Here is a 24,313-nt window from a genome sequence, read left to right as displayed (position 1 = left end):
GCGGCTGTGCTTGCCGCGCGGCCCGCGCCTTACGCGGCGCCGGCCAGCCCGACCTGACGCGGCAGCGCCGGGGATTTGACGGCGACGACCGACTTGCGCCGCCCCAGCTCCGGCACCAGCGGCTGTTCCATCGCCGCCTCGACGCGGTTACGGCCGCCGCGCTTGGCCTGATACAGCGCAGTATCGGCCGCCGCCAGCAGCACCTCGAGCTCGGTGCGCGGCGGTCCGCCGGCGACGCCGATGCTGACGGTGGTTTCGACCGGCGCGTCGTCGACCACGATGCCGCAGGTTTCGAACGCCTCGCGGACCCGCTCGGCGGCGACCAGCGCTTCGTCCATCGAGCACGGCAGCAGAGCTGCGAACTCTTCGCCGCCGATCCGGCCCGAGAGGTCGCTGATGCGCAGCGTGTTGGTGACCAGGGTGGCAAACAGTTTCAGCAATTCGTCGCCGGCGGGATGGCCGAAGCGGTCGTTGATCGACTTGAAAAAGTCGATGTCGAAAATCATCACCGTGACCGGCCGTCCGGCGTCGGCCTCGCGTGCGATCATCCGCGTGGTGGCCTCGGAAAAGCCGCGGCGATTGAACATCCCGGTCAACGGGTCGATCGCGGCCGCGGTCTTGTGCGCCCGCACGGTGCGCTCCGACACCAGCATGAAGATCACGAACACCGTGCCGACCGCATACAGCACCAGCTCGATGGCGAAGATCGTCACCCAGACGTTGCTGGTGATCGGGCGCCCCGCCGGCGTCAGCAGGTCGGCCAACAGGATCGGCGCCATCAGCACGCCGCCATGCAGCAGCGGCACGAGGATCGCCGGCCAGCGACGCTGCACCGCCTTGCGACGCTCGCTGCCGAGTTGCGCCGCGGTCAGCCCGGCATAGATCGCAACGATGCCGGCGCCGAGCGTCATGCGCAGCGCGACCGCGTCAGGCGGCAAGCTGACGGTCGCCGCCACCCAGGCCAGCGCGCCGAGCAACAGGCCGGGCCAATTCGGCTTGGCGCCGTGGAACACGCGAGCCGCATTCCACACCATGCCGCAAGCGATGAAGCCCAGCGCATGGATCGCCTGCGCAAAAGTCTCCGGCAGCGCCGGACTGGCCAGCGCCCACAACGCGACGTCGGTGGCGCCGAGCAGATAGGCATAACCCCACCAATCCAGCGCGGCGATATTCTCCTGCTTGCCGAAATACATCAGCATTCCGCCGAGCAACGCGGCGAGCAGCGTCGCGACGAGATAAAGCGTGGAAATATCGAGAGACATGGGGCCACCGGAATTGCGCGTGGCTTGACGGTAAGAAGCCGAAGTTGAAATCGCGTTTGGACGCGGGGGCAAAGTTTCACGAAAAATCGACGCAGTTCAACGGCGTTTTGTGAACAACCCCCGCCAATGGTTCGCAACCGATCCCGGCGACCCAATTGGCAGAAAAAAAGGCGCCCGAAGGCGCCTTTTGAGATTGCAACTTCGCCAACTGCGAAGGCGGTCGAATGCGATCAGCGCTTCGAGAACTGGAACGAACGACGCGCTTTGGCGCGGCCGTACTTCTTGCGCTCGACGACGCGCGAGTCGCGGGTCAGGAAGCCGCCCTTCTTCAGCACGCCGCGCAGATCCGGCTCGAAATAGGTCAGCGCCTTGGAGAGGCCGTGGCGAACTGCGCCGGCCTGGCCGGACAGGCCGCCGCCGGCGACGGTGCAGATCACGTCGTATTGGCCGGCACGGGCCGCGGCCAACAGCGGCTGCTGGATCAACATCCGCAGCACCGGGCGGGCGAAATACACTTCGACCTCGCGGGCATTGACCATGATCTTGCCGGCGCCGGGCTTGATCCAGACGCGGGCGACCGCGTCCTTGCGCTTGCCGGTGGCGTAGGCGCGACCGAACTTGTCGACCTTCTTCTCGTATTTCGGCGCGTCGGGTGCCGCGACCTTCAGCGAGCCCAACTCTTCGAGGGACTGCAGGGACTGCATGGTATCGGACATCTTATGCGGCCCTCATGTTCTTGCGGTTCATCACGGCGACGTTGAGCGGTTCGGGTTGCTGGGCTTCGTGCGGATGGTCGGGACCGCCATAGACCCGCAGATTGCCCATCTGCATGCGGCCGAGCGGGCCGCGCGGAATCATGCGCTCGATCGCCTTCTCGACGACGCGCTCCGGGAACCGACCCTCAAGGATCGACTTCGCGGTGCGTTCCTTGATGCCGCCGATGAACCCGGTGTGGTGATAATACACCTTGTTCTCGCGCTTGCGGCCGGTCAGCACCACCTTGGCGGCGTTGACGATAATGACATGGTCGCCGCAATCGACGTGCGGGGTGTAGGTCGGAAGGTGCTTGCCGCGCAGCCGATTGGCCACCAGCGTCGCGAGCCGGCCAACCACCAGGCCCGTGGCATCGATCACGATCCACTTCTTGGTGACCTCGGCCGGCTTAGCCGAAAACGTCTTCATGTGAGAATTTCCGTGAAAAGGGGACATTCGGCGCGCAATCGCACCGGACTGCGGTGCTTTTAGATGAACCGCCCCGCCCCCGTCAATCCCCGCGACGGTCGTTTTATCCTTGTGAAACAAGGCGTTATAATTATGGTTCTATATTACCTTCGAAATCAGTCAGTGATCGGAATGGAATAGGTGGATGTGACGTGGGCGATCGGATCGGGCGAGGTGCCCGACAGCAGCACCACCTCGCCGACCGCCAGCCGCTTGCCGAGCTTCAACAGCCGCGCTTGTGCCAGCACGTCTTGCCCGGGCAGCCCCTTGCGGAGAAAATTGATGTTGAGATTGGTGGTGACGGCGAGACCGACCGGCCCGATCGCCGACAGCAGCACGACATACATGGCGAAGTCGGCCAGCGCCATCAGCGTCGGCCCCGACACCGTTCCGCCGGGCCGCAGCATCCGCTCGCTGTAGCGCTGCCGCAGCAGGCTGGTTGCGCCGTCGGCGCTTTCGATGCTGATATCGTCGTTGTTGAAGGCTTGTGGAAATTCGAGATGCAAGAAGCTCTCGAGTTCCGTTACGTTCATCTTCGCCTTAGCCATGCCGTCCCCGCCCTGCTCACGCGCTCCCTGGTCTGTTACATTAACGTGACGCTCGTTCCCAGCCCCGGATTTTCGATGACAGCACAGCACGCCTACGTCGCGCCGCCGCACCCGCCGATCCTGTTGCGAGAGACCATCGACGGCGGACTCGCCGTGCTGACGCTCAATCGGCCGGCGCAACGCAACAGCCTGTCGAAAGACCTGATCGTCGAATTGCAGGCGGCGCTCGACTCGATCGCGCGTGACGATGGCGTGCGCGTGGTGGTGATCGCCGCCAACGGCCCGGCGTTCTGCGCTGGACACGACCTTAAGGAAATCACCGGGCATCGCGCCGATCCCGACCAGGGCCAGGCTTGCTTCGCCCGGCTGATGACCGCCTGCAGCGCGATGATGCAGTCGATCGTCACCCTGCCGAAGCCGGTGATCGCCGCGGTGCAAGGCGTCGCGACCGCCGCCGGCTGCCAATTGGTGGCGAGCTGCGACCTCGCGGTGGCATCCGAGAAGGCGGCATTCGCCACCCCCGGCGTCGACATCGGGCTGTTCTGTTCGACCCCGATGGTGGCGCTGTCGCGCAACGTGGCGCCCAAGCACGCGATGGAAATGCTGCTGACCGGCGAGATGGTCCCCGCGCAGGCGGCCCGCGAGATGGGCTTGATCAATCGCGTGGTGGCGGTCGGGCAAGAGCGCGACGCCGCGATCGCACTCGGCCGCAGCATCGCCCGCAAATCCGCCCACACCCTCAAAATCGGCAAGGCGGCGTTCTATCGCCAGGCCGAGATGAGCCTGGCCGACGCCTACCAATTTGCGGCGCAGGTGATGACCGAGAACCTGATGTCGGAAGACGCCGACGAGGGCATCCGCGCCTTCATCGACAAGCGCCCCCCGGTCTGGAAGGACCGGTGAGGCAGGTCAGCAGACGGCAACGCATCGAACTACGGCGTTCGATTTTGACCGAGGCCTCGTGTCCCGGGCGCGGAGCAGCGCCCTTGGCGCTGCGCCGCAGAACCGGGACCGTTCCAAGCGCTGCGGTCCGTAACGGCCCCGGCTCGCAACGCACCACGCCGCAAGCGCGGCGCGGTGCACTGCGTCCGGGGCACACTGCCGCATTTTGGGTGCACGCATGAATCATGACGCTTACTCCGACGATGACATCCGCGAGATTCTCAACAGCGTGAAAACCATCGCCATGGTCGGCGCCTCGCCGGTCAATGTGCGGCCGAGCTATTTTGCGTTCAAATATCTCGCCGGGCGCGACTACGACATGATTCCGGTGAACCCGGCGCATCTCGGCAAGAGCCTGATCGGCATTCCGTTCGTCGCGTCGTTGCGCGAGATCGGCCGGCCGATCGACATGGTCGACATCTTCCGCAGCCCCGAGCACGTGATGCCGCTGGTCGAGGAGGCGCTGGCGCTGTCGCCCTTGCCGAAGGTGATCTGGATGCAACTCGGCCTGCGCAACGACGAGGCCGCGGCGAAGGCCGAAGCCGCCGGGCTCAAGGTGGTGATGAACCGCTGCCCAAAGATCGAATTCGGCCGGCTGTCGGCGGAAATCTCCTGGCTCGGCGTCAATTCGAAAGTGCTGAGCTCGAAGCGCGCCGCGCCGCCCACCAAGGGCATGCAATTGTCGCTCGGCTCGGCGCCGCGCAACCGGCGCGGCGACTGAGCCGACTAGGACTTCGAGGCGCGTAACGCCGCCGCCGCGGACTGCCGCGCCAGCCGGTTGTTGCGCTGGACCACAAGCAGGTAGCTCGCCAACGCCAACACGATCACCACCAGCTGCGCGCCGAGCGCCTCTGCGGTGGGGTTCAAGCCGATCGCGCTAAGCCATTCGCCGCCCGGCACCGGCGTGTAGCCCAAAAGATTCTGTTCCTGGAATTCCAGCGCCGCCTCGCCGATGAACTTGATCGCCATCGCGAACAGGAACGCCGAGGTCGCCACGAACAGCGCGCGCAGCGGAATCTGCTGCGCCACCCGCTTGATCAGGAAGAACAATACGAACAGCCCGGCGGTCGCCGCCGCCAGCCCCGACAGTAGCGGCGCGGTCCAGCCGCCCGCGGTAGTGGCCAGCGCATTGACCAGCAGCACCGTCTCGGCGCCCTCGCGGAACACCGCGAGAAACGCCAGCGCCGCCACCGTGAAGGCGCTGTCCTGCGACAGCGCCCGGTCGGCCTTGCGGGCCAGATAGGCCTGCCAGTCGCGCGGATGCTGCTTCACCATCATCCAGCCGCTGACATAGAGCATCAGCGCCGCCGCCAGCAGGATCACGCAGGCTTCCACCAGGTCGCTGTGGTTGCCGGCATTCAGCGTGGCAAGCAGCCAGGCCGCGACGATGCTGGCGGCGACCGCGGCCAGTGCGCCGCCATACAGCGCATGGATGCGATGCGACGATCCCGCCTTGGTGAGATAGGCGGCGAGTGCGGCGATCACCAGCATGGCTTCGAGCCCCTCGCGGAGCAGAATGACGGCGGCTTGCAGGAAGGTGGCGGACATGAAGGACCCTTGGTTGCCGGGGTTTTTATTCGCTGCCGCGGCCATGTAAAGCGCTTGCCGCAAATGGCGCCGCACGACCAAGGGATAAACCGCTGAGAACATTGCTCGCAGGCGGGGATCACGACGATCAGAATCGTTCAAATCTGCGACGCGCGGCGAAGCCCAGGGCGGCGCATGCCGGCACCGGCCGCGGCTTGACGCCCCTGCCCGATGCGCTCAGATACGCGCCACGCCTGTCTCACAAGCATCAGGGATCAATTATGACAGATCGCACTCCGGGGTTCGCCACGCTCGCCGTTCATGCCGGCGCCCATCCCGATCCGACCACCGGTGCCCGCGCCACCCCGATCTATCAAACCACCTCGTTCGTGTTCAACGACGCCGACCACGCCGCCTCGCTGTTCGGGCTGCAGGCGTTCGGCAACATCTATACCCGCATCACCAACCCGACCACGGCGGTGCTGGAAGAGCGCGTCGCAGCGCTGGAGGGCGGCACCGCGGCGCTCGCCACCGCGTCCGGTCACGCCGCGCAGCTCGTGGTGATGCAGCAATTGATGCGCCCCGGCGACGAATTCATCGCCGCGCGAAAACTCTATGGCGGCTCGATCAACCAGTTCAAACACGCGTTCCAGAGCTTCGGCTGGAACGTGGTGTGGGCCGATCCGGACGACGTCGGCAGCTTCGAACGCGCGGTGACGCCGAAGACCAAGGCGATCTTCATCGAATCGATCGCCAATCCGTCGGGCAGCGTCACCGACATCGAGGCGATCGCTGCGGTGGCGCGCAACGCCGGGGTGCCGCTGATCGTCGACAACACGCTGGCGACGCCGTACCTGATCCGGCCGATCGACCACGGCGCCGACATCGTGGTGCATTCGCTGACCAAATTTCTCGGCGGCCACGGCAATTCGCTGGGCGGCATCATCGTCGACGCCGGCACCTTCGACTGGTCGCGCGACGGCAAATATCCGATGCTAAGCGAGCCCAGGCCGGAATATCACGGCATCAAGCTGCAGGAGACCTTCGGCAACTTCGCCTTTGCGATCGCCTGCCGGGTGCTCGGCCTGCGCGACCTCGGCCCGGCGCTGTCGCCGTTCAACGCCTTTATGATCTTGACCGGCATCGAGACGCTGCCGCTGCGAATGCAAAAGCACTGCGAGAACGCCAAGGCGATCGCCGAATATCTGTCGACCCATCCGGCTGTCGCTGCGGTGAACTACGCCGGCCTGCCCGGCGACCCCTACCACAAATTCGCCCGCAAATACGCGCCGAAGGGCGCCGGCGCGGTGTACACGTTCAGCCTGAAGGGCGGCTACGACGCCGGCGTCAGCCTGGTCTCCAACCTGAAGCTGTTCTCGCATCTGGCCAATGTCGGCGATACCCGTTCGCTGGTGATCCATCCGGCCTCCACCACCCACAGCCAGCTCGACGACGCCCAGAAGACCGCCGCGGGGGCTGGGCCCGACGTGGTGCGGCTGTCGATCGGCATCGAGGACAAAGAAGACCTGATTGCCGATCTGGCGCAGGCGCTCGGCACCACCTGACGCGGCAACGCCGTGGCGATGCGGGAGATCATCCAAGGGCTGCTGTTCGTGGCGCTGGGCAGCGTGTTCGGCGGCATGGCGCGGTTCTGGCTGTCCGGCATGGTGGCGCGGCGGATCGGCGAGACCTTTCCCTGGGGCACGCTGACGGTGAACGTCAGCGGCGCCTTTGCGATCGGCGTGTTCGGTGCGCTGGCCGCCAGCGGCCACGGCGTATTCTCAACCCCGGGGCCGTGGCTGTTCGCGGTCACCGGCTTTCTCGGCTGCTACACCACGGTGTCGTCGTTCGCCCTGCAGACCTTGGCGCTGGCGCGCGACGGCGAGAGTCTTCGCGCGATCAGCAATGTGACGTTCTCGCTGGTGTTCTGCCTGATCGCGGTAGCGCTGGGGTTCGCCGCCGCACGGGTACTGGCATGATGTCGCTGGACGAGTTGCGCGACCGCGCCGCGCTCTACGCGCTGATCGCGGCCGGTAGCGTGATCGGCGGCTGCGCGCGCTATCTGGTCGGAGTGGCGCAGCTCAGCCTGCTCGGCACCGATTTTCCCTGGGCGACGTTGTTCGTCAACGTCACCGGCTCGTTCGTGATCGGCTTCTACGCCGCGATCGCCGGCCCCGACGGCCGGCTGTTCGCCTCCAGCCGGCAGCGGCAATTCGTGATGACCGGGATCTGCGGCGGCTACACCACGTTCTCCGGCTTCAGCCTCGAGACCTTTCAACTGCTGCGCACCGGCCACGCGCTGGCGGCGCTGATCAATCTCGGTGTTTCGCCGATGTCCTGGTTAGTTGCGGTGTGGCTCGGCCACCTCGTCGCCACGAGGCTCAATCGCCTGAAAGGAACGTGATCATGCAGATTCCCAAACAAGCGGTACTGCTGCGGATTTTCATCGGCGAGGACGACCGCTACGAACACCAGCCGCTGCACGAGGCGATCGTGCTGAAAGCGCGCGAAATGCATCTGGCCGGCGCCACCGTGCTGCGCGGCGCGGTCGGGTTCGGCGCCTCGAGCCGGTTGCACACCTCGAAGATCCTGCGGCTGTCGGAAGACCTGCCGCTGATCATCGAGATCGTCGACAGCGAGGACACCATCAACGGCTTCCTGCCGGTGCTCAACGACATGATGAGCGGCGCCAGCGGACTGGTGACGCTGGAGAAAATGCAGGTGCTGCAATACGGCCGGGCCGCGGATTCCGCCTGAGCGCGCCTCAGCCGCGACCTTGCGCCGGCTGGCCGAGGCTCGGCGCGGCCGCGTGCTGCGCGGTTTGCACCACGCCCGGGCTGAACCGCGCGAGCTGCAGCACCGCAAGCGTCAGCACCAGGATCGCCATCGCCTGATGCGCGAGGCCAAGCCCGATCGGCACCGCGTAGAGCAGCGTCACGATGCCGAGCGCGGCCTGCAGGGTGATCGCCACAGCCAGCGCCAGCGCGCCGCCGGCCGCTGCCCGCGCCCGCCAGGCGTCGATCGCGTGCAGCACTGCCAGCGCCCACAGCGCATAGGCCAGCATGCGATGGTCGAACTGCACGGTGAGATGGTTGTCGAACAGGTTCTTCCACCACGGCTGCTCGAACCACAGCCGCGCCGCCGATGGAATCAACGCGCCGTCGATCTGCGGCCAGGTGTTGTAGATCCGCCCGGCGCGCAGCCCCGCGACCAGCGCGCCGAGATAGAGTTGCACGAAGGTGAGCCCGAGCAGCACCGCCGCGGTGAGCCTCAGCCGCAACGGCGCCACGATCGCCGGCCGCGGCGTCAGCTGGCGCAGCGTCCAGACGATCCCGGCAAAGATCAGCAGCGCCAGCACCAGATGCGTGGCAAGGCGCACCTGCGAGACCTCGACCCGCTGCGACAGCCCGGAAGCCACCATCCACCAGCCGACCGCGCCCTGCAGCGCGCCGAGCCCGAAGATGATCCACAGCCGGCGCTTCAGCCCGCCGCCGAGGTCGCCGCGCCACAGGAACCAGAGGAACGGCAGCAGGAAGGCTGCGCCGATCACCCGGCCGAGCAGCCGGTGGCTCCATTCCCACCAGAAGATGGTTTTGAATTGGGCGAGCGTCATCCCGGCGTTGAGCTCGCGATATTGCGGGATGGTCTTGTAGGCGTCGAACGCCTGCGTCCATTGCTCGACGCTGAGCGGCGGCAACGTGCCGGTGATCGGCTTCCACTCGACGATCGACAGCCCGGATTCGGTGAGCCGGGTGGCGCCGCCGACCAGCACCATCACCGCGATCAGGCCGGCGATGATCGCCAGCCAAATCCGGACGGCGTGCATCGGGCGGTCGGCAGGGACGGCTGGCATGATGCAGCACCTTGATTGAATTGCGCCAAACTTTATAGTCGCGCGGCTTTTGCGCGCAAGCCGCGCGGTATTTTGTTCCGGACCCGCATCGCCATGAAAATCCGCACCCGAAAATTCCTTGGCGCCATCTTCCTGCTGGTTCTGGCGATTGTGTGGTCGCTGGTGGGGATGTCGCTGGCGCAGCTGCCGATCTTCGAGACCTCGAAGTGGCTGCAGGCGGCGTTCTATGTGGTGGTCGGCATGGGCTGGGTGCTGCCGGCGATGCCGATCGTCAGCTGGATGTCGCGTCCCGACCTCGCCTGAGGCGCCGCCGCGGCATTGTCCTCATGGTTTGTTGATATTTGTTTGCAAAGCTTCGCGCCGCCAAAACTGACAATTCAGTCACGGGTGTAGCGATGGCGATGATGACAGCGGTGATCGACGGTTCGGCTGCGCAGGCCACGCCCACCGGCGCGGTCAGCAGGATCGCCGACGTCGAGGTGTTGCAGGATCTGGCTTCGGCCGAACCGATCTGGCGGGCGCTGCAACAGCCGCCGCATCTTTCCACCCCCTATCAGCGTTTCGAACTGCTCGCGGCCTGGCAGCGCAATGTCGGCGCCGGCCAGCAGATCTCGCCATTCATCGTGGTCGCCCGCGACGCCGAGCAGCAGCCGCTCGTACTGCTGCCGCTCGGGCTGCAACGCGCCCACGGCTTGCGCATCGCGAAATTTCTCGGCGGCAAGCACACCACCTTCAACATGGCGCTGTGGCAGCAGGACTTCGCGCAGCGCGCCGGCGCCGCCGATCTCGCCGCGCTGATCGCCGGGTTGCGCCGTCATGCCGACAAGGTCGACGTGCTGGCCTTGCTGCAGCAGCCGGCGAGCTGGCGCGGCGTCGTCAATCCGCTGTCGCTCGTGCCGCAGCAACCGTCCGCCAACGACTGCCCGCTGCTCTGCATCGCGCCGGGCGCGACGCCAGTCAGCCTGATCAGCAATTCGTTCCGCCGCCGGCTGAAGAGCAAGGAGAAGAAGCTGCAGCCGCTTGCCGGCTATCGCTACGGCATCGCCACCACCGACGCCGAGATCACCGCGCTGCTGGATTGGTTTTTCGCCGTCAAGCCGCTGCGGATGGCGGCGCAGAAACTGCCCGACGTGTTCGCCGAGCCGGGCATCGCCGGCTTCATCCGCGAGGCTTGTTTGGCGAAGCTTGCCGATGGCGGCCGCGCCATCGACATCCACGCGCTGCAATGCGACGACGAACCGATCGCGATCTTCGCCGGCGTCGCCGACGGCCAGCGCTTCTCGATGATGTTCAACACCTACACGCTGTCGGACAGCGCGCGCTACAGCCCCGGCCTGATCCTGATGCGCAACATCATCGATCACTACGCCGCACTGGGCTACAACGCGCTCGATCTCGGCATCGGCTCCGACGACTACAAGCGGCTGTTCTGCAAATCCGACGAGCCGATCTTCGACGGCTACATCGCGCTCACCGCGCGCGGCCGATTCGGCGCCGCAGCGCTGGCGGCGACGTCGCGCGCCAAGCGCGTGGTCAAGCACAACGCGGCGCTGATGCGGTTGGTGCAGCTGGCGCGCGGCGCGCTGCGACGATAGCGAAATTGCGCAGTTCTCTTGCGAATTATCGAGACGTCATTCCGCGGCGTGAGCAGCGATAGCTGCGAGCGAGCCCGGAATTCATAACCACCGCCGGGAGTATGGATTCCGGACTTGCTCGTTCTTCGAACTCGCAATCCGGAATGACGGCCGATTTTTGGTTCGATGAAGACCGCTGAACGAAAGCCGGCGTGAACCGGCGTCCGGACTACGCCGCCACGGTCCCGGATCGCTCGGCCTCATTGTCCTGCGGCGAGGCGCGCTGCAGCAGCGTGACCTTGGCGAAGCCGACGCTTTCCAGCTGCTGGCACATTTCGATGCGGGCCGCGGGGCTCATCGACGGCGCCGGCACCAGCAGCGCGCGGGCCTGCGCGGTGAGCAATTCCGCCGGCAGGTCGGTGGCGGTGCCGGCGTCGAGCAGCACGTGGTCGTAGACCCGCAGCAACGCGTCGAGCGCGAGGTTCAGCCGCGGCGACAACAGCAGCGCGCGATCGAAGCCCGGCTTGCCGGCGCTGACCAGATGCAGCCGCGACAACCGATCCTTGCTGATGATCTCGCCGAACGACGCCTCGCCCAGCATCAGCTCGGCAAGCCCCGGCGCCTCGGGATCGGCCGACACCGCGGCCAGCGTCGGCGAGGACGCCGACAGATCCACCAGCACCACCTTGGCGCTGCGCGCCAACAGCCGCGCCAGAGTCAGCGCGGTCAGCGTCACGCTTTCGCTTTGCCCGGTGCCGAGCACGGTGACCTTGCGCGCCGCTTCGCCGGCACTTCGCAATTCCTCGGCGAGCGTTTCCAGCTCGCCGACCGCGGCCGACAGTTCGGGATGGGTGTCGGGCAACGACGGCGCCAGCGGCGGCGGCGCGGCCGGCGCCGCCATCGGTGCGACCGGTTCGATGCGCCGCGCCGGCGACGTCGCCGGGTCGAGCGCCGCGGCGCTGGCGCGCGGCGCGCTCAGTCGCAGCAATTCGCCGGTCACGATGCTGCCCGAGGTGAGGAGCAGCGTCGCCAGCGTGGCGATCAGCACGACCGGCAATTTCTTCGGATAAGCCGGCGTGTTGGAGACGATGGCGCGGGAAATGATCCGGCCGTCGGCCGGCGCCGAATCGATGCTCTCGCGCGTGGTGGCTTCGCGGAACTTGGCCAGGTAGGATTCCAGCAGGTCGCGCTGCGCCTTGGCTTCGCGCTCCAGCGCACGCAGCTGCACGTCCTGGCCGTTCGACGACGACGCCTGCTTCTTGAGCTGATCGAGGCTGGCGATCAGGCCTTCGACGCGGCCGCCGGCGATGCGGGCGTCATTGTCGAGCGAGCGCGAGATCTTGCTGGCCTCCTCGCGCAGCTGCCGGTCGAGATCGCCGAGCTGCGCCCGCAATTCCTTGATCCGCGGATGGCCGTCGAGCAGCGTCGAGGATTGCTCGGCGAGCTGCGCGCGCAGCGTGACGCGCTGCTCCGACAACCGCCGGGTCAGTTCGGAGTTCAACACTTCGGAGGCTTCGATCGGCTTGCCGCTCTGCAACATCTCGCGGATCAGTCGGGCCTTGGATTCGGCATCCGACTTCAAGGCGCGGGCGTTGTTGAGCTGGGTGTTGAGTTCGCCCATCTGCTGATTCGACAGCGAGGTGTTGTTGGTGCCGATGAACAGGCTGGACTTGGAGCGGAAATCCTCGACCTTGGATTCCGCTTCCGCCACCTTCTTGCGCAGGTTTTCGATTTCGCCGGACAGCCACTGCCCGGCCGACTTGGCCTGCTCCTGGCGCGCGCCCTGCTGCAGCACCAGATAGCCCTCGGCGATCGAATTGGCGACCCGTGCGGCGAGCTCCGGATCGCGCGACTGGAATTCGATCACCACGACGCGGGATTTATCCACCGCATAGGCGGTCAGCCGTTCGAAATAGGCGTCCAGCACGCGCTCTTCCGGCGTCATCGAGAACGGGTCGCGGCCGATCCCGATCAGCGCCAGCAGCGACTTCAACGGCGACAGCCCTTGCAGCACCGGATCGAATTCCGGGCGCTCGGCGAGCTTGTTCTTCTTGATGATCTCGCGCGCCAGATCGCGCGACAGCAACAGCTGCACCTGGCTGGTGACCGCTTCGGGATCGAGCGCGGTGCGTTCCTCGTTGCGCTCGCCGCTCGGCCGCAGGAACACGTTCTCGCGGCCGTCGATCAGGATGCGGGCTTCGGATTTGTAGCGCGGGGTGATCATGTTGACGATCGCCAGCGACACCACCAGCGCAAGCAGCGTCGGCGCGATGATCAGATGCTTCTTGCGGCCCAGCGCCTGCAGAATGGCGCGGACGTCGATGTCGCCGAGCGGGGCCGCCGGCTCTGCCGCGAGCGCGGCCGGCGCCGCGGGCTTTGCGGGAGTCGGCGAGGCTTCGGGGGCGACCGTGGCGGCCGCAATCTGCTTGCCGCCCTTACGCCAGAACACGAACCGCATTGTTCACTCCCGCTTAACGCGACCACTGGTCCAACTACCCGTGATTACACTCCATTAAGGTTGCCGCCCGGTTAATTTACGCAGCCTGCGCGGATTTGCGATTCAACCGCAGCGATCATGTTTTGTTAACCATGGAAGTAGTTAATCGGTCTCGACATCGTCCTGGAACGTTCCCATGCAACGCGCGCGCGCCGTGCTCCCCTTGCTTGTCTGTGCGCTGGCCTTGCCGGGTCGGGTGCACGATTCCGTCCCGCTGGCTGCGACCGTGCTGGTCGGCGAACGTTGGTTCTGAGCGCGATGGCCGCCACCATCACCGATCAGCCGCTTCGTATCGTTCACGCCGTGCGCGCCCCGGTCGGCGGCATCATCCGGCACATTCTCGACCTCGCCAACGGCCAGGCCGATCGCGGCCACCAGATCGGGCTGATCGCCGACAGCCTGACCGGCGGCGCGCGGGCCGAGGCGGCGCTGGCGGAGATCGCGCCGCGGCTGGCGCTCGGCGTGCATCGCTTGCCGATCCGCCGCGCGCCGAGCCCGAGCGACGCGTTGCTCTGGCTTCGCTTCGCGCAGCTGCTCGGCCGGTTGCGGCCGGACGTGCTGCACGGCCACGGCGCCAAGGCCGGTGCCTTTCTGCGGATGCTGCCGCGCAAGCCCAACACCATCCGGGTCTACACCCCGCATGGCGGCTCGCTGCATTATGCGCCGAACACGCTGCAGGGCGCGTTCTACAGCCGGCTGGAACGCGCGCTGATGAACCGCACCGAGCTGTTCCTGTTCGAAAGCGCGTTCGCCCGCGACACCTATCGGCGCGTCATCGGCACGCCGCACGGCCTGGTGCGCTGCGTCTTCAACGGCGTCGGAGCCGGCGAATTCGACCCGATCGAAGTCGCCGACGATGCCGCCGACCTGGCTTATGTGGGCGAGTTCCGCAAGATCAAGGGCGCCGACCTGTTGATCGACGCGGTGGCGCAGCTGCGCGGCGCCGGCCGCACGGTAACGCTGTCGCTCGGCGGCGACGGCGAGGAAAGCCAGGCTCTGCAGGCGCAGATCGCAGCGCTCGATCTCGGCGGCGCGGTGCGACGGCTCGGCCACGTCAAAGCGCGCGACGGCTTTGCCAAGGGCCGGCTGCTGGTGGTGCCGTCGCGCGGCGATTCCATGCCCTATGTGGTGATCGAGGCGGCGGCCGCCGGCGTGCCGATGCTAGCCGCCGATGTCGGCGGTATCCCGGAAATCTTCGGCCCGCATCGCCAGGCGCTGTTTGCCCCCAACGATCCGGCGGCGATGGCCGCGGCGATCGCCGCCGCGCTCGACGATCCGGCCGCCGCGATGGCTCGCGCGCAGGCGTTGCGGCAACGGATCTTCCAGCATTTCTCGCAGGGCGCCATGGTGGAAGGCGTGCTCGCCGGCTACCGCGAGGCGTTCGCCGCGGCCACCCCGTCGCCTGGCCGATAACTAATTGTTCTGACATTTCCGTTAAGCGTCGATCGGGGCTTTCGCCCGCCGACGCAGTCTGCCGCGCGGCGGATAACAACGGACGTTGTGACGTGGAACCAATCAACGCACGCTCCATGATCAGCGCCGCAGCCGTAGCGGCAGCCGCGACCAGCGGCGCGCCGCCGACCGAGCGCCGCCGCCGGCTATCGGCCTCGGCGCTGGCGGTCGCCAACCAGAAAGTGCGCCCGGCTTACTCGCCGGTGGTGATCGCCGGCCTGGTGCGCATGGTGGATCTGCTGCTGATCAACCTGGTCGGAACCGCGCTGTATTTCGGCTATGTGGCGCACGGCGACACTCCGAGCTGGGAGTATATGGCGGCGATCTTCGCGATGTCGCTGGCCGCGGTGGTGGCGTTCCAGGCGGTCGATATCTACCAGGTGCAGGCGTTTCGCGGCCTGCTCCAGCAATTCACCCGGATGATCTCGGCCTGGTCGGTGGTGTTCCTGTTGTTCATCGGCGCCTCGTTCTTCGCCAAGCTCGGCGGCGAGGTGTCGCGGGTCTGGCTGTCGGGGTTCTTCGTCGTCGGGTTGAGCGCGTTATTTGCCGAGCGGCTGGCGTTGCGCGAATGGGTGCGGCGCTGGGCCCGCGACGGCCGGCTCGATCGCCGCACCGTCGTGGTCGGTTCCGACGACAACGGCGAACGACTGATTGCCGCGCTGAAGGCGCAGGAGGATTCCGACCTCGACATTCTCGGCGTGTTCGACGACCGCAACGACGCCCGCGCGCTGGATAGCTGCGGCGGCAGTCCCAAACTCGGCAAGGTCGACGACATCGTCGAATTCGCCCGCCGCACCCGGGTCGACCTGGTGCTGTTCGCACTGCCGATCTCGGCCGAGACCCGGATCCTGGAGATGCTGAAGAAGCTCTGGGTGCTGCCGGTCGACATCCGGCTGTCGGCGCACACCAACAAGCTGCGGTTTCGGCCGCGCTCCTACTCCTACCTCGGCAAGGTGCCGACGCTCGACGTGTTCGAGGCGCCGATCACCGACTGGGATCTGGTGATGAAGCACCTGTTCGACCGGCTGGTCGGCGGGCTGATCCTGGTGCTGGTTTCCCCGGTGATGGCGCTGGTGGCGCTCGCGATCAGGCTGGACAGCCCCGGCCCGGTGCTGTTTCGCCAGAAGCGGTTCGGCTTCAACAACGAGCGCATCGACGTCTACAAATTCCGCTCGCTGTATCATCACCAGGCCGACCCGCTGGCCGCCAAGGTGGTGACCAAGAACGATCCGCGCGTCACCAAGGTCGGCCGCTTCATCCGGCGCACCAGCCTGGATGAGCTGCCGCAGCTGTTCAACGTGGTGTTCAAGGGCAATCTGTCGCTGGTCGGGCCGCGTCCGCACGCCGTGCAGGGCAAGCTGCAGAGCCGGTTGTTCGACGAGGCGGTCGACGGCTACTTCGCCCGCCACCGCGTCAAGCCCGGCATTACCGGCTGGGCGCAGATCAACGGCTGGCGCGGCGAGATCGACAGCGACGAGAAGATCCAGAAGCGGGTCGAATACGACCTGTACTACATCGAAAACTGGTCGGTGCTGTTCGACCTGTTCATCCTGTTGAAGACGCCGCTGGCGCTGCTCAAGGGCGAGAACGCCTATTGAGGTGGGCTCTGCTGCCCCGCGGACCTTCGAGGGCTGCCGGCGCCCCTTCACCCGTCATCGCAGGCGGCTGTCGACCCGGCCCGACGGTAACATGTTGCACGGGCGCCCCCGGGCCGCGACCGCGCGCAGGAGCCAGCATGGCACTTTCCCGAGCGTCAGAATCAACCTATGCTGCGCTGTCAAGCCGAGTGGACAGTTGAGGAGATCGTCATGCTGGTAACCGTTGTGGACGCGCTGTCGTCCCTTTTTCTCGCCGCCATCGTGGTGATCCTGTTCAGCCTGCTGGTTGCGACTTTCGCGCCGACGATCAAGTCGACGCAGCAGGGCTTTCTCACCGTGCTGGCCTATCTGCTGGCGGAACTGGCGGCGCTGTTCTGTGCGCTGTGGATCGTCTCCGGCATCGCTCAGTACGACCTGTTGCCGACATTGCTCGCCGCCGCCGTCGCGGCGCTGATCTTCGTGCCGGGTCTGGCCGCCAAGCTGCCCAGCCCCGCCGCCGTGACCGGCCTGTTCAAGCGGAGCTGAACGCGCTCCGAAGCGGAGCTTAGCCGCCGTCGCCGGCTGCTCTGACGAGCCGTGTATCACCCGATAGTTACGGCGGTTTGTTAGTTCGGATCCTCATCAGCCGCCCGCAAACACGGGCGGCTTTTTCGTGGATGCCGGCCAACTACGCGTCCGCTCAATTTGCTGCGACTGTCCAATTCTGCTCATCCGATCGTCGCGACCGGCGTTATGTTAGGTGTCCTCAATCACCAATCCCGGACGGAGAAAGGTCATGAGCGATAGAAACGATAGCGATAGCGTGGTGTTATTTCCGCAGATCCTGCAGCCGGCAGCAGCTTTGAAGACCATCGCGCCGGTCAGCGTCAAATTCTGGGAGAGCCAGGAAGTCGTGCTCTCCGGCATCAAGCAATACTCCGACGGCTGGTTGGCGCGCCGCCAGCAAGGAACGCGTGAAGCGATCGAGGCCGCCAAGCGCATGGGCGAAGCCGCCACACCGGTCGACGCGCTCCGGGAGTATCAGGATTGGTTGAACGGCGCGGTCCGCCGGCTGATCGAGGACGGCACCGACTTCCAGCGGCATGTGCTTAGCGCCGGAACGCAGGCCACCGCGGGATTGTCCGCCGAGGTCGAAACCGCCGCGAAATCCGCCTCGCGTGCCTATCAGGAGCAGAGCAACGGCTAACCGCCCGTTCGTTCGATGCCATCAACCTGACGCCAGTCCGATCCACCGGGCCAAGCGGCAGAGCTGTGCCTGAACTGCGGATGCGCAGTTCTCGCCACGCGCTGCCGCAAGGCCGCGGGGTGTTGGCTGTTGGTCGATGGCGGCCAAACCCAGCCCGGCGATTGCAATACTCGCGACGTCGCAATGCCGTTGCTGTCCGGTTATGCCGACTTATCGCCTTCGCTACTCGCATCGCTGCGTTCGGTCGCGTTCTGCCCGCTCGAAGGAAACATCCGGTCCAGCATGAGGCCGAGCACCGCGATCGCCGGCGCACTCTTCACCGTGACGATCGGCAGCACGAAGCGCAGCACCAGGAATATCAAGCCGATCGACACCAGAACTTCGACCAGGACATTGTCCGACACCGCGACCGCCAGTTCCAACGCGCCCCAGGTCAGCACCGCGAGCAGCGTGAACTCGACCATCGCGTTCATCACGGAAAAAGCGACGTCGCGGCGCGGATTGGCGGGGTTGCCGCGCCGCGCCTCGGCGATTCGCGCGGCCGGCCAAGTCGCAATCACGCCGAACACCACGCCCAAGCTCGGCGGCCCGTCCGATGCCCAAGCCGGCTTTTGCCCCGGCGCCGCGGTGATGCCGTTGGCGGCGCGGGTCAGGCCGATGAACAGGTAGCTCAACAGCAAGCTGATTGCGAAGATCATCGAATCCTCCGCGAGACCGCAAATGACTTGACCAGCGATGCCAGCTTGGCGACCGAGGCACCCTGACCGGCGTCAATTTTTCGCGGATCGGATGCGATTTCCGCCGCCACGGCGAACCACGAGGGGATTGTCGAACTGCTGAATGGGTTTTCGCAGCACAAAGACACAAGCTATTGAAACAGCTTGGTAGAGGTGGTCGGAGCGAAAGGATTTGAACCTTCGACCCCTAGTCTCCCAGACTAGTGCGCTAACCGGGCTGCGCTACGCTCCGATGCCAACTGGCTCCGTTCCTGTAGCTTCGTTCAGGCCCGGGCGCAAGAACCGCGGAGGCGAATTGCCACCGATCGTGGCGATTGGGCTGCCGCGGCTCGTGGGCGAACCGCTTCGGCACTCACAGCGCGGCCGACGGCGAGCCGTCCTCGAAGGCGCTGTCCAGCATCTGCTTGCAGGCGACCAGATCCTGCAACGCGGTTTCCAACCGCTCGAGATCGAGTTCCCGCCGATTCGCAGCCGAGACCGAATGGGCGGAGGGGCGACCGTCCTCGGCGTGCCGCAGCATCGCCGGCCCATGCGGCGGCCCAAGATCCGGCCCAAGATCCGGCTCGCGCCGTGCCGGCCCCAAGGAAGCGCCGAGCGGAGATCCAAGCGGAGAACCAAGGGTAGATCCAACTGCAGATCGAAGCGTAGGTTCGCGCCGCGCCGCGCCCAGCGCACCCAGCGCCGGTTCACGCCGCACCACGACCGGCGCCGTGCGGTGATCCTCGGCCTCGTCGTCGGTGTCCGCGTCAAGCTCCGGCGACGGCAGGTTGGCCTCGTCGAACCCGCCGGACGGCGATTCGACATCACGCGGATCCGGCGCCGCCGGCCGGGCCAGGCCGTTGGCGAGGCCTTGCACCGATTTGATGCCCTGCTCTTTCAGGATGCGCTGCACGCCGCGGATGGTGTAGCCCTCGCCGTACAACAGCCGGCGAATGCCGCGCAGCAGGTCGACGTCGTCGGGGCGATAATAGCGGCGGCCGCCGCTGCGCTTCATCGGCTTGATCTGGGCGAATCGGGTTTCCCAGAAACGCAGCACGTGCTGCGGGATGTCGAGGTCGTCGGCGACCTCGCTGATGGTTCGGAATGCATCGGGCGCTTTGTCCAAATGCATGCTCCCGATCAGTCGGTCTTGGTGGGGGCAGCGGCGCCGTTGGCGTTGATCCGCTGCTTCAGGATCGCCGATGGTTTGAACACCATCACCCGGCGCGGCGAGATCGGCACCTCGGTGCCGGTCTTCGGATTACGCCCGATTCGCTGGCCTTTCTTGCGAACCATGAACGAGCCGAACGACGACAGCTTCACCGTCTCGCCTTTCTCCAGGCAGTCGGTGATCTCTTTCAATACGAGCTCGACGAACGCAGACGACTCCGTGCGCGACAGCCCCACCTTTTGGTAGACGGCTTCGCACAGATCGACGCGTGTCACTGTCTTTCCGGTTCCGGTCATCGCCTGCCCCAACTCACGGCGAACAAATTCATCGATCGAAATTAAGAGGTTAGCGACGCTGGGTCAACAGCGCTCATCAATGCAAACGCATGGAAATACAAAGTGCTGTCGTTAAAACTTGACGTAAACGCTTACCAACGCACCAAAGCCGAGCCCCAGGTGAAGCCGCCGCCCATCGCTTCCAGCAGCACCAGGTTGCCCTTCTTGATGCGGCCGTCCTTCACCGCGGTGTCGAGCGCCAACGGAATCGACGCCGCCGAAGTGTTGCCGTGGCGATCGACGGTGAGCACCACCTTCTCCGGCGCCAGATGCAGCTTGTGCGCCGAGGCGTCGATGATCCGCTTGTTGGCCTGATGCGGCACGAACCAGTCGATGTCCTTCGGCGTGGTGCCGCTGGCCTCGAACGCGTCGATGATCACCCCGGTGATCATGCCGACCGCGTGCTTGAACACTTCGCGGCCTTCCATGCGCAGATGCCCGACGGTGCCGGTCGAGGACGGTCCGCCGTCGACATAGAGCTTGGACTTGTGGCGACCGTCGGAGCGCAGATGCGTGGTCAGCACGCCGTGATCGACGCTGGTGCCCCAACCCTGCTGCGCCTCCAGCACGATGGCGCCGGCGCCGTCGCCGAACAGCACGCAGGTGCCGCGATCGTTCCAGTCGAGAATCCGCGAAAAGGTTTCGGCGCCGATCACCAGCGCCCGCTTGAAGGACCCCCCGCGCAAAAAATTGTCGGCGGTGGCGACCGCGAAGACGAAGCCCGAGCACACCGCCTGCAAGTCGAACGCCGCGCCATGGTGGATGCCGAGCGCCGCCTGCACCGCGACCGCGGTGGCGGGAAAGGTGTTGTCGGGGGTCGAGGTGGCGAGCACGATGAGGTCGATCGATTGCGCGTCGATGCCGGCGTCGTCGAGCGCCGCCTGCGCCGCCTTGATCGCCAGATGCGAGGTGAACTCGCCCTCGGCGGCGATGTGGCGCTGCTTGATGCCGGTGCGCTGCACGATCCACTCGTCCGAGGTATCAACCTTGGCGGCGAGTTCGGCGTTGGTCAGAATCCGCTCCGGCAGATAGGAACCGCAGCCGAGCACTACCGAGCGTGTGACAGTCACGAGACAGCCTCCCGAGCGGTGGGCGTACCGCCAAGGGCGCCGCCACCGCGATTGAGCGTTTGGTTGATCTTGTTCAGGAGATCGTAGCGGACCATGTCATAGCCAACGTCGACCGCATAGGCAAAGCCGTCGGCGCTGGTTCCGCCGTGGCTCTTGACCACCACGCCGTTGAGGCCGAGGAACACGCCGCCGTTGGATTTGTTCGGGTCCATCTTGTCGCGCAGCGAGCGGAACGCCTCGCGGGCGAACAGATAGCCGATCTTGGAGCGCCAGGTCCGCGACATCGCCGCCTTGAGATATTCGCTGATCTGCCGCGCGGTGCCCTCGGCCGCCTTCAGCGCGATGTTGCCGCTGAAACCTTCCGACACGATGACGTCCGCGGCGCCCTTGCCGATGCCGTCGCCCTCGACGAAGCCGATGAATTCGAATTGCGGCGAATTCATCTCGCGCAGCAATTCGGCGGCGGCGCGGATTTCCTCGCCGCCTTTGATTTCCTCGACGCCGATGTTCAACAGGCCCACGGTCGGCCGTTCCAGATCGAACAATACGCTGGCCATCGCGCTGCCCATCACCGCCAGCGCTTTCAGATGTTCGGCATCGCCGCCAATGGTGGCGCCGAGATCCAGCACCACCGAATCGCCGCGGATCGTCGGCCAGATCGCCGCGATCGCCGGCCGGTCGATGCCGGGCAGCGTGCGCAGACAGAAACGCGCCATTGCCATCAAGGCGCCGGTGTTGCCGGCGGAGACCGCAACATCGGCCTCGCCCTTCTTCACCGCCTCGATCGCCAGCCACATCGACGACACCTTGCGGCCGCGGCGCAGCGCCTGGCTCGGCTTGTCGTGCATGCTGACGGCTATGTCGGTGTGGAACACACGCGACACTTTCTGCAGTGCCGGATGCAGATCGAGCTGCTTGTTGATCAGGGCGCTGTCGCCGAACAGCAGGAATTCGGAGTCGGGGTGCCGGGTAAGCGAAATAGCCGCGCCGGGAACGACGACCGAAGCGCCGAAATCGCCGCCCATGGCGTCAAGCGCGATTCGAACCTTTTGGGACATGAACGTTCCGGAAACCTAACAAGTCGCGGCCCCAAAGCGCTTGGCCGCAGACGAATGAATTTCGCCGGTCAGGGGCGATGGCCGGAGCGCAGCGCCGCGCTCCTATCGGGCGGGGACAATAACGTTTCTCCGCCCCGATACAACATCCCGACCTGCCCGTTTTAAGTCGAACATCACGGCCCTGGAGCCGGTATTTGCCGCCGAAACCCGCACGAATCTCGAAAATCGGTCCGGTGCGGCCCGCCGCCAGCATCCCACCGGTAGTTTTCTACTGCGTCGGGCGAAGCGAACCGCTGGGCTATTTCTTGGATTTTGCCGGCGCCGGGGCGGTTTTCAACGCTTTTAACGCGGCGAACGGATGCTCCTCGGGATCGTCCGGGGTGATCAACGGCTCGAACGTGGCGTCGGGCTTGCGCGGATAGGGGTCGAGGCCGAGAAACAGCGCGTCGGTGGCGACGCGGCCGACGTCGATCAAACCGTGCTCGATTGGCTCCGGCGGGTCCGGAACGTCGGCGCCGCCCTCGGCGTCGTCGTCGACCAGGTCGGCCATTTCCGGAATTTGCGAGGCCGGCGCGAAGATCAGGTCGATCGCCTCGTCGACGTCGTTCTCGATCGGCTCCAGCGTCACCACGCAGGTCTGCCCGACCCTGGCGCGGACCCGGCCGACCACCCGCACCCTGCCCTCGACGATCGGCACCAGATCGAACGATGCCGACGCCGACAGGATTTCGCGCAAGCCGCCCAGCGCGGCCATCGCGGTGCGCTCATGGGCGTTGGCCGCGAGCTCGCGGTGCAGGCCGGTTTCGGGGATCTGCGCCACCACCACCGGAAGGCTCCATGGATTGGCCATGTCGGTCATCGGATCATCCTGCGTTCGGCAATCAGGCCACGGCCAGCGCCGGCGGGAATCGCCAGCGACCGCTGCGCAGCGCGGCCGCGTCGACCCGTGCCAGGGTCGCCGCGGCGTTATCGACATAGGCCGCCAGCAGCCGCGCCTTGTCCAGCCCGAAGCCGTTCAGCACGTTACGGCACAACGCCTTGGCCATCGCTTCGCTGGGATTGTCTTCGTCGGCCAGGGCGTTGTCATAGGCCGCCGCGCGGCCGTAGAACGCCTCGCCGAACTTCTGCATCCGCTTCGGCACCGTCAAGTCGCCGACGCCCATTTCGCGCAGATTGGCGTCCAGATCGCTACAGAAATAGTCGAACAACGCCTGGCCGAACGCCACGTTGTCGGACTGCGCGCGGGCCTGCCGCAGCACCAGCCACAGGTGCAACACGATCATCTCGAAACGGCCGTTGACCGAGTCCTGCACACCCAAGGTCTTATAAAATGCCGGTTCTCGCGCTTGCGCCACGATCATGCCATAGATGGCTTCAATGGTGCCGCGCGACGGCGACCGGGGACTGGTGAATTGATCAAACGGCCAAATCATGATGGGTTCCTACTGCGAGCCCGCGACGGCCGCACCTATTGCCAAGGGGATTGCAGCCGGGTACGGCAACACCGTGTTCGATGCAAGGGGATGGGGCCCGCTCCCGAATGACACTTTCGATTGACCAACGCGCAAGCCGCGCGTTTCCGCGGGTTTTTGCTGCGCTCCGGCAAGGGTTGCGACCGCTGGTCGCGGTGGCGATGCTGTGCGTCGCGCTGCCCGGCTGCACCTCCGAGCAGTTTCAGAAGGGCTATATCCTACCCACCGGCGCGCTCGAGCAGATTCCGATCGGCGCCAGCCAGGACCAGGTGCTGATCGTGATGGGCACCCCCTCCACCGTCGCCACATTGAGCGGCGAGGTGTTCTACTACATCTCGCAGCGCGCCGAGCGGCCGGTGGCGTTCATGCCGCAGAAGCTGATCGACCAGCGGGTGATCGCGATCTATTTCGACCAGAACCGCCAAGTTCGGCGGATCGCCAATTACGGCCTGCAGGACGGCAAGATCTTCGACTTCATCAGCCGCACCACGCCGACCTCGGGCCAGGAAATGAGCTACCTGGCGCCGCTGTTCAAGCTGATCAGCTTCCACTAAGCGCCGGCCGCCTGATTGCATCGTTGAAAGCCCCGCGGCGCCCGCCGCGGGGTTTTTCATTGTGCGTCGCTCAACCTCCTGTTGGCTTCGTCCGCCGCGCCCTCGCCTTATCCCTTCGCCTTGTTGAGGCTCTTGATCTTGGCGTCGGTGGCCTCGATCGCGCCGGCCAGTTCCAGGATCGCTTTGGAGAGCAGCTCGGCCGCCTCCTTGTGATCCTGCGATTTGGCGGCGCGCAGCGCGTAGTTCTTGGCGGACGACAGCGACATCGATTCGTTCC

Annotated in this window: 28 protein-coding genes and 1 tRNA gene; 13 read left to right on the top strand and 16 right to left on the bottom strand. The window is 65.9% G+C overall.

What is annotated here, in order from left to right; all coding sequences use genetic code 11:
- Positions 1 to 29: 29 nt before the first annotated feature.
- The 4 genes from RPC_RS13510 to RPC_RS13495 all read right to left on the bottom strand — a co-directional run bounded on the left by RPC_RS13510 (position 30) and on the right by RPC_RS13495 (position 3,031).
- Entirely contained in the window at positions 30 to 1,262 is a 1,233-nt protein-coding gene (locus tag RPC_RS13510) for a GGDEF domain-containing protein (protein WP_011473143.1), read from the bottom strand.
- Between the two features lie 230 nt (positions 1,263 to 1,492).
- Positions 1,493 to 1,978, bottom strand: coding sequence for a 30S ribosomal protein S9 (gene rpsI, locus RPC_RS13505; protein WP_011473142.1), 486 nt, complete (start codon positions 1,976 to 1,978; stop codon positions 1,493 to 1,495).
- 1 nt (position 1,979) lies between these two features.
- Positions 1,980 to 2,444: a 50S ribosomal protein L13 gene (rplM, locus tag RPC_RS13500; RefSeq protein ID WP_011473141.1), complete on the bottom strand. Its 465-nt coding sequence runs from the start codon at positions 2,442 to 2,444 to the stop codon at positions 1,980 to 1,982.
- Between the two features lie 155 nt (positions 2,445 to 2,599).
- Entirely contained in the window at positions 2,600 to 3,031 is a 432-nt protein-coding gene (locus RPC_RS13495; protein ID WP_011473140.1) for a PaaI family thioesterase, read from the bottom strand.
- A 75-nt stretch (positions 3,032 to 3,106) separates the two neighbouring features.
- Between RPC_RS13495 and RPC_RS13490 the strand changes: the two genes are divergently transcribed.
- Together RPC_RS13490 and RPC_RS13485 are read left to right on the top strand one after the other, a co-directional pair.
- Positions 3,107 to 3,934 carry an enoyl-CoA hydratase gene (locus RPC_RS13490; protein ID WP_011473139.1) on the top strand — a complete coding sequence of 276 codons (828 nt, stop codon included), beginning with the start codon at positions 3,107 to 3,109 and terminating at the stop codon, positions 3,932 to 3,934.
- 217 nt (positions 3,935 to 4,151) lie between these two features.
- Positions 4,152 to 4,694 carry a CoA-binding protein gene (locus RPC_RS13485; protein ID WP_011473138.1) on the top strand — a complete coding sequence of 181 codons (543 nt, stop codon included), beginning with the start codon at positions 4,152 to 4,154 and terminating at the stop codon, positions 4,692 to 4,694.
- A 5-nt stretch (positions 4,695 to 4,699) separates the two neighbouring features.
- On the opposite strand, the gene RPC_RS13480 is transcribed toward RPC_RS13485, so the two are convergent.
- Complete coding sequence (locus RPC_RS13480) at positions 4,700 to 5,623, bottom strand: FTR1 family iron permease (RefSeq protein ID WP_080507336.1); 924 nt, start codon at positions 5,621 to 5,623, stop codon at positions 4,700 to 4,702.
- Positions 5,624 to 5,781: 158 nt separating this feature from the next.
- Here RPC_RS13480 and RPC_RS13475 point away from each other — a divergent pair, with 158 nt between their 5' ends.
- The 4 genes from RPC_RS13475 to RPC_RS13460 are packed head-to-tail and all read left to right on the top strand — an operon-like array spanning position 5,782 to position 8,257.
- Positions 5,782 to 7,065, top strand: coding sequence for an O-acetylhomoserine aminocarboxypropyltransferase (locus RPC_RS13475; RefSeq protein WP_011473136.1), 1,284 nt, complete (start codon positions 5,782 to 5,784; stop codon positions 7,063 to 7,065).
- Between the two features lie 18 nt (positions 7,066 to 7,083).
- Entirely contained in the window at positions 7,084 to 7,479 is a 396-nt protein-coding gene (gene crcB, locus RPC_RS13470) for a fluoride efflux transporter CrcB (RefSeq protein WP_011473135.1), read from the top strand.
- Positions 7,476 to 7,904, top strand: a complete 429-nt coding sequence (gene crcB, locus RPC_RS13465; protein WP_011473134.1) for a fluoride efflux transporter CrcB — start codon at positions 7,476 to 7,478, stop codon at positions 7,902 to 7,904. Before crcB (RPC_RS13470) ends, crcB (RPC_RS13465) begins: the two co-directional genes overlap by 4 nt.
- 2 nt (positions 7,905 to 7,906) lie before the next feature.
- Entirely contained in the window at positions 7,907 to 8,257 is a 351-nt protein-coding gene (locus tag RPC_RS13460; RefSeq protein ID WP_011473133.1) for a DUF190 domain-containing protein, read from the top strand.
- 7 nt (positions 8,258 to 8,264) lie between these two features.
- On the opposite strand, the gene RPC_RS13455 is transcribed toward RPC_RS13460, so the two are convergent.
- On the bottom strand, positions 8,265 to 9,353 hold the full coding sequence (locus RPC_RS13455; protein WP_011473132.1) for a COX15/CtaA family protein: 1,089 nt from the start codon (positions 9,351 to 9,353) through the stop codon (positions 8,265 to 8,267).
- A gap of 93 nt (positions 9,354 to 9,446) precedes the next feature.
- On the opposite strand from RPC_RS13455, the gene RPC_RS13450 reads away from it, so the two are divergent.
- Positions 9,447 to 9,656, top strand: a complete 210-nt coding sequence (locus tag RPC_RS13450) for a DUF2842 domain-containing protein (protein ID WP_011473131.1) — start codon at positions 9,447 to 9,449, stop codon at positions 9,654 to 9,656.
- 92 nt (positions 9,657 to 9,748) lie between these two features.
- Positions 9,749 to 10,948: a GNAT family N-acetyltransferase gene (locus RPC_RS13445; protein WP_011473130.1), complete on the top strand. Its 1,200-nt coding sequence runs from the start codon at positions 9,749 to 9,751 to the stop codon at positions 10,946 to 10,948.
- A gap of 208 nt (positions 10,949 to 11,156) precedes the next feature.
- On the opposite strand, the gene RPC_RS13440 is transcribed toward RPC_RS13445, so the two are convergent.
- Entirely contained in the window at positions 11,157 to 13,385 is a 2,229-nt protein-coding gene (locus RPC_RS13440) for a GumC family protein (protein WP_011473129.1), read from the bottom strand.
- Positions 13,386 to 13,682: 297 nt separating this feature from the next.
- On the opposite strand from RPC_RS13440, the gene RPC_RS13435 reads away from it, so the two are divergent.
- The 4 genes from RPC_RS13435 to RPC_RS13420 all read left to right on the top strand — a co-directional run bounded on the left by RPC_RS13435 (position 13,683) and on the right by RPC_RS13420 (position 17,660).
- The gene (locus RPC_RS13435; protein WP_011473128.1) at positions 13,683 to 14,837 is read left to right on the top strand and encodes a glycosyltransferase family 4 protein; all 1,155 of its coding nucleotides are present in this window, start codon (positions 13,683 to 13,685) and stop codon (positions 14,835 to 14,837) included.
- A 92-nt stretch (positions 14,838 to 14,929) separates the two neighbouring features.
- The gene (locus RPC_RS13430; protein ID WP_011473127.1) at positions 14,930 to 16,474 is read left to right on the top strand and encodes an undecaprenyl-phosphate glucose phosphotransferase; all 1,545 of its coding nucleotides are present in this window, start codon (positions 14,930 to 14,932) and stop codon (positions 16,472 to 16,474) included.
- Positions 16,475 to 16,684: 210 nt separating this feature from the next.
- Complete coding sequence (locus tag RPC_RS13425; protein WP_011473126.1) at positions 16,685 to 16,999, top strand: hypothetical protein; 315 nt, start codon at positions 16,685 to 16,687, stop codon at positions 16,997 to 16,999.
- A gap of 250 nt (positions 17,000 to 17,249) precedes the next feature.
- A complete protein-coding gene (locus RPC_RS13420; protein WP_011473125.1) occupies positions 17,250 to 17,660 on the top strand; it encodes a hypothetical protein in 411 nt (136 codons plus the stop codon).
- A 200-nt stretch (positions 17,661 to 17,860) separates the two neighbouring features.
- Here the strand turns inward: RPC_RS13420 and RPC_RS13415 are convergent, their stop codons facing one another.
- The 8 genes from RPC_RS13415 to RPC_RS13380 all read right to left on the bottom strand — a co-directional run bounded on the left by RPC_RS13415 (position 17,861) and on the right by RPC_RS13380 (position 23,443).
- Positions 17,861 to 18,358, bottom strand: coding sequence for a hypothetical protein (locus tag RPC_RS13415; RefSeq protein WP_011473124.1), 498 nt, complete (start codon positions 18,356 to 18,358; stop codon positions 17,861 to 17,863).
- A 193-nt stretch (positions 18,359 to 18,551) separates the two neighbouring features.
- Positions 18,552 to 18,629, bottom strand: a tRNA-Pro gene (locus tag RPC_RS13410).
- A gap of 120 nt (positions 18,630 to 18,749) precedes the next feature.
- Positions 18,750 to 19,508 (bottom strand): MerR family transcriptional regulator, encoded by a 759-nt coding sequence (locus tag RPC_RS13405; RefSeq protein WP_011473123.1) that lies wholly within the window; start codon positions 19,506 to 19,508, stop codon positions 18,750 to 18,752.
- A gap of 8 nt (positions 19,509 to 19,516) precedes the next feature.
- Positions 19,517 to 19,843 carry an integration host factor subunit alpha gene (locus tag RPC_RS13400; protein WP_011473122.1) on the bottom strand — a complete coding sequence of 109 codons (327 nt, stop codon included), beginning with the start codon at positions 19,841 to 19,843 and terminating at the stop codon, positions 19,517 to 19,519.
- Between the two features lie 131 nt (positions 19,844 to 19,974).
- Positions 19,975 to 20,952 carry a beta-ketoacyl-ACP synthase III gene (locus RPC_RS13395; RefSeq protein ID WP_011473121.1) on the bottom strand — a complete coding sequence of 326 codons (978 nt, stop codon included), beginning with the start codon at positions 20,950 to 20,952 and terminating at the stop codon, positions 19,975 to 19,977.
- Entirely contained in the window at positions 20,949 to 22,010 is a 1,062-nt protein-coding gene (gene plsX / locus RPC_RS13390) for a phosphate acyltransferase PlsX (protein WP_011473120.1), read from the bottom strand. Before plsX ends, RPC_RS13395 begins: the two co-directional genes overlap by 4 nt.
- A 298-nt stretch (positions 22,011 to 22,308) precedes the next feature.
- Positions 22,309 to 22,869 (bottom strand): DUF177 domain-containing protein, encoded by a 561-nt coding sequence (locus RPC_RS13385; protein ID WP_011473119.1) that lies wholly within the window; start codon positions 22,867 to 22,869, stop codon positions 22,309 to 22,311.
- Between the two features lie 22 nt (positions 22,870 to 22,891).
- Entirely contained in the window at positions 22,892 to 23,443 is a 552-nt protein-coding gene (locus tag RPC_RS13380; RefSeq protein ID WP_011473118.1) for a ubiquinol-cytochrome C chaperone family protein, read from the bottom strand.
- A gap of 107 nt (positions 23,444 to 23,550) precedes the next feature.
- Here RPC_RS13380 and RPC_RS13375 point away from each other — a divergent pair, with 107 nt between their 5' ends.
- On the top strand, positions 23,551 to 24,036 hold the full coding sequence (locus RPC_RS13375) for an outer membrane protein assembly factor BamE (RefSeq protein WP_011473117.1): 486 nt from the start codon (positions 23,551 to 23,553) through the stop codon (positions 24,034 to 24,036).
- Positions 24,037 to 24,143: 107 nt separating this feature from the next.
- Here RPC_RS13375 and RPC_RS26500 read toward each other — a convergent pair whose 3' ends face one another.
- On the bottom strand, positions 24,144 to 24,302 hold the full coding sequence (locus RPC_RS26500) for a hypothetical protein (protein ID WP_011473116.1): 159 nt from the start codon (positions 24,300 to 24,302) through the stop codon (positions 24,144 to 24,146).
- Positions 24,303 to 24,313: the final 11 nt, after the last annotated feature.

Origin of the sequence: Rhodopseudomonas palustris BisB18, assembly GCF_000013745.1 — a bacterium.
Classification (GTDB): Bacteria; Pseudomonadota; Alphaproteobacteria; order Rhizobiales; family Xanthobacteraceae; genus Rhodopseudomonas_A; species Rhodopseudomonas_A palustris_F.
The sequence above is the reverse complement of the archived record's forward strand: the minus strand, read 5'-3'. Positions and strand labels throughout refer to the sequence as shown.

Excerpts from the sequence above, each read along its gene's own strand:
- RPC_RS13420 (WP_011473125.1), top strand. The coding sequence starts at position 17,250 with ATGAGCGATAGAAACGATAGCGATAGCGTGGTGTTATTTCCGCAGATC.
- RPC_RS13450 (WP_011473131.1), top strand. The coding sequence starts at position 9,447 with ATGAAAATCCGCACCCGAAAATTCCTTGGCGCCATCTTCCTGCTGGTT.
- RPC_RS13475 (WP_011473136.1), top strand. The coding sequence starts at position 5,782 with ATGACAGATCGCACTCCGGGGTTCGCCACGCTCGCCGTTCATGCCGGC.
- RPC_RS26500 (WP_011473116.1), bottom strand. The coding sequence starts at position 24,302 with ATGTCGCTGTCGTCCGCCAAGAACTACGCGCTGCGCGCCGCCAAATCG.
- RPC_RS13510 (WP_011473143.1), bottom strand. The coding sequence starts at position 1,262 with ATGTCTCTCGATATTTCCACGCTTTATCTCGTCGCGACGCTGCTCGCC.
- crcB (WP_011473134.1), top strand. The coding sequence starts at position 7,476 with ATGATGTCGCTGGACGAGTTGCGCGACCGCGCCGCGCTCTACGCGCTG.
- RPC_RS13425 (WP_011473126.1), top strand. The coding sequence starts at position 16,685 with ATGCTGGTAACCGTTGTGGACGCGCTGTCGTCCCTTTTTCTCGCCGCC.
- RPC_RS13490 (WP_011473139.1), top strand. The coding sequence starts at position 3,107 with ATGACAGCACAGCACGCCTACGTCGCGCCGCCGCACCCGCCGATCCTG.
- crcB (WP_011473135.1), top strand. The coding sequence starts at position 7,084 with ATGCGGGAGATCATCCAAGGGCTGCTGTTCGTGGCGCTGGGCAGCGTG.
- rpsI (WP_011473142.1), bottom strand. The coding sequence starts at position 1,978 with ATGTCCGATACCATGCAGTCCCTGCAGTCCCTCGAAGAGTTGGGCTCG.
- RPC_RS13495 (WP_011473140.1), bottom strand. The coding sequence starts at position 3,031 with ATGGCTAAGGCGAAGATGAACGTAACGGAACTCGAGAGCTTCTTGCAT.
- RPC_RS13480 (WP_080507336.1), bottom strand. The coding sequence starts at position 5,623 with ATGTTCTCAGCGGTTTATCCCTTGGTCGTGCGGCGCCATTTGCGGCAA.
- plsX (WP_011473120.1), bottom strand. The coding sequence starts at position 22,010 with ATGTCCCAAAAGGTTCGAATCGCGCTTGACGCCATGGGCGGCGATTTC.
- RPC_RS13380 (WP_011473118.1), bottom strand. The coding sequence starts at position 23,443 with ATGATTTGGCCGTTTGATCAATTCACCAGTCCCCGGTCGCCGTCGCGC.
- RPC_RS13455 (WP_011473132.1), bottom strand. The coding sequence starts at position 9,353 with ATGCCAGCCGTCCCTGCCGACCGCCCGATGCACGCCGTCCGGATTTGG.
- RPC_RS13405 (WP_011473123.1), bottom strand. The coding sequence starts at position 19,508 with ATGCATTTGGACAAAGCGCCCGATGCATTCCGAACCATCAGCGAGGTC.
- RPC_RS13485 (WP_011473138.1), top strand. The coding sequence starts at position 4,152 with ATGAATCATGACGCTTACTCCGACGATGACATCCGCGAGATTCTCAAC.
- RPC_RS13440 (WP_011473129.1), bottom strand. The coding sequence starts at position 13,385 with ATGCGGTTCGTGTTCTGGCGTAAGGGCGGCAAGCAGATTGCGGCCGCC.
- RPC_RS13415 (WP_011473124.1), bottom strand. The coding sequence starts at position 18,358 with ATGATCTTCGCAATCAGCTTGCTGTTGAGCTACCTGTTCATCGGCCTG.
- rplM (WP_011473141.1), bottom strand. The coding sequence starts at position 2,444 with ATGAAGACGTTTTCGGCTAAGCCGGCCGAGGTCACCAAGAAGTGGATC.
- RPC_RS13445 (WP_011473130.1), top strand. The coding sequence starts at position 9,749 with ATGGCGATGATGACAGCGGTGATCGACGGTTCGGCTGCGCAGGCCACG.
- RPC_RS13435 (WP_011473128.1), top strand. The coding sequence starts at position 13,683 with ATGGCCGCCACCATCACCGATCAGCCGCTTCGTATCGTTCACGCCGTG.
- RPC_RS13460 (WP_011473133.1), top strand. The coding sequence starts at position 7,907 with ATGCAGATTCCCAAACAAGCGGTACTGCTGCGGATTTTCATCGGCGAG.
- RPC_RS13385 (WP_011473119.1), bottom strand. The coding sequence starts at position 22,869 with ATGACCGACATGGCCAATCCATGGAGCCTTCCGGTGGTGGTGGCGCAG.
- RPC_RS13375 (WP_011473117.1), top strand. The coding sequence starts at position 23,551 with ATGACACTTTCGATTGACCAACGCGCAAGCCGCGCGTTTCCGCGGGTT.
- RPC_RS13400 (WP_011473122.1), bottom strand. The coding sequence starts at position 19,843 with ATGACCGGAACCGGAAAGACAGTGACACGCGTCGATCTGTGCGAAGCC.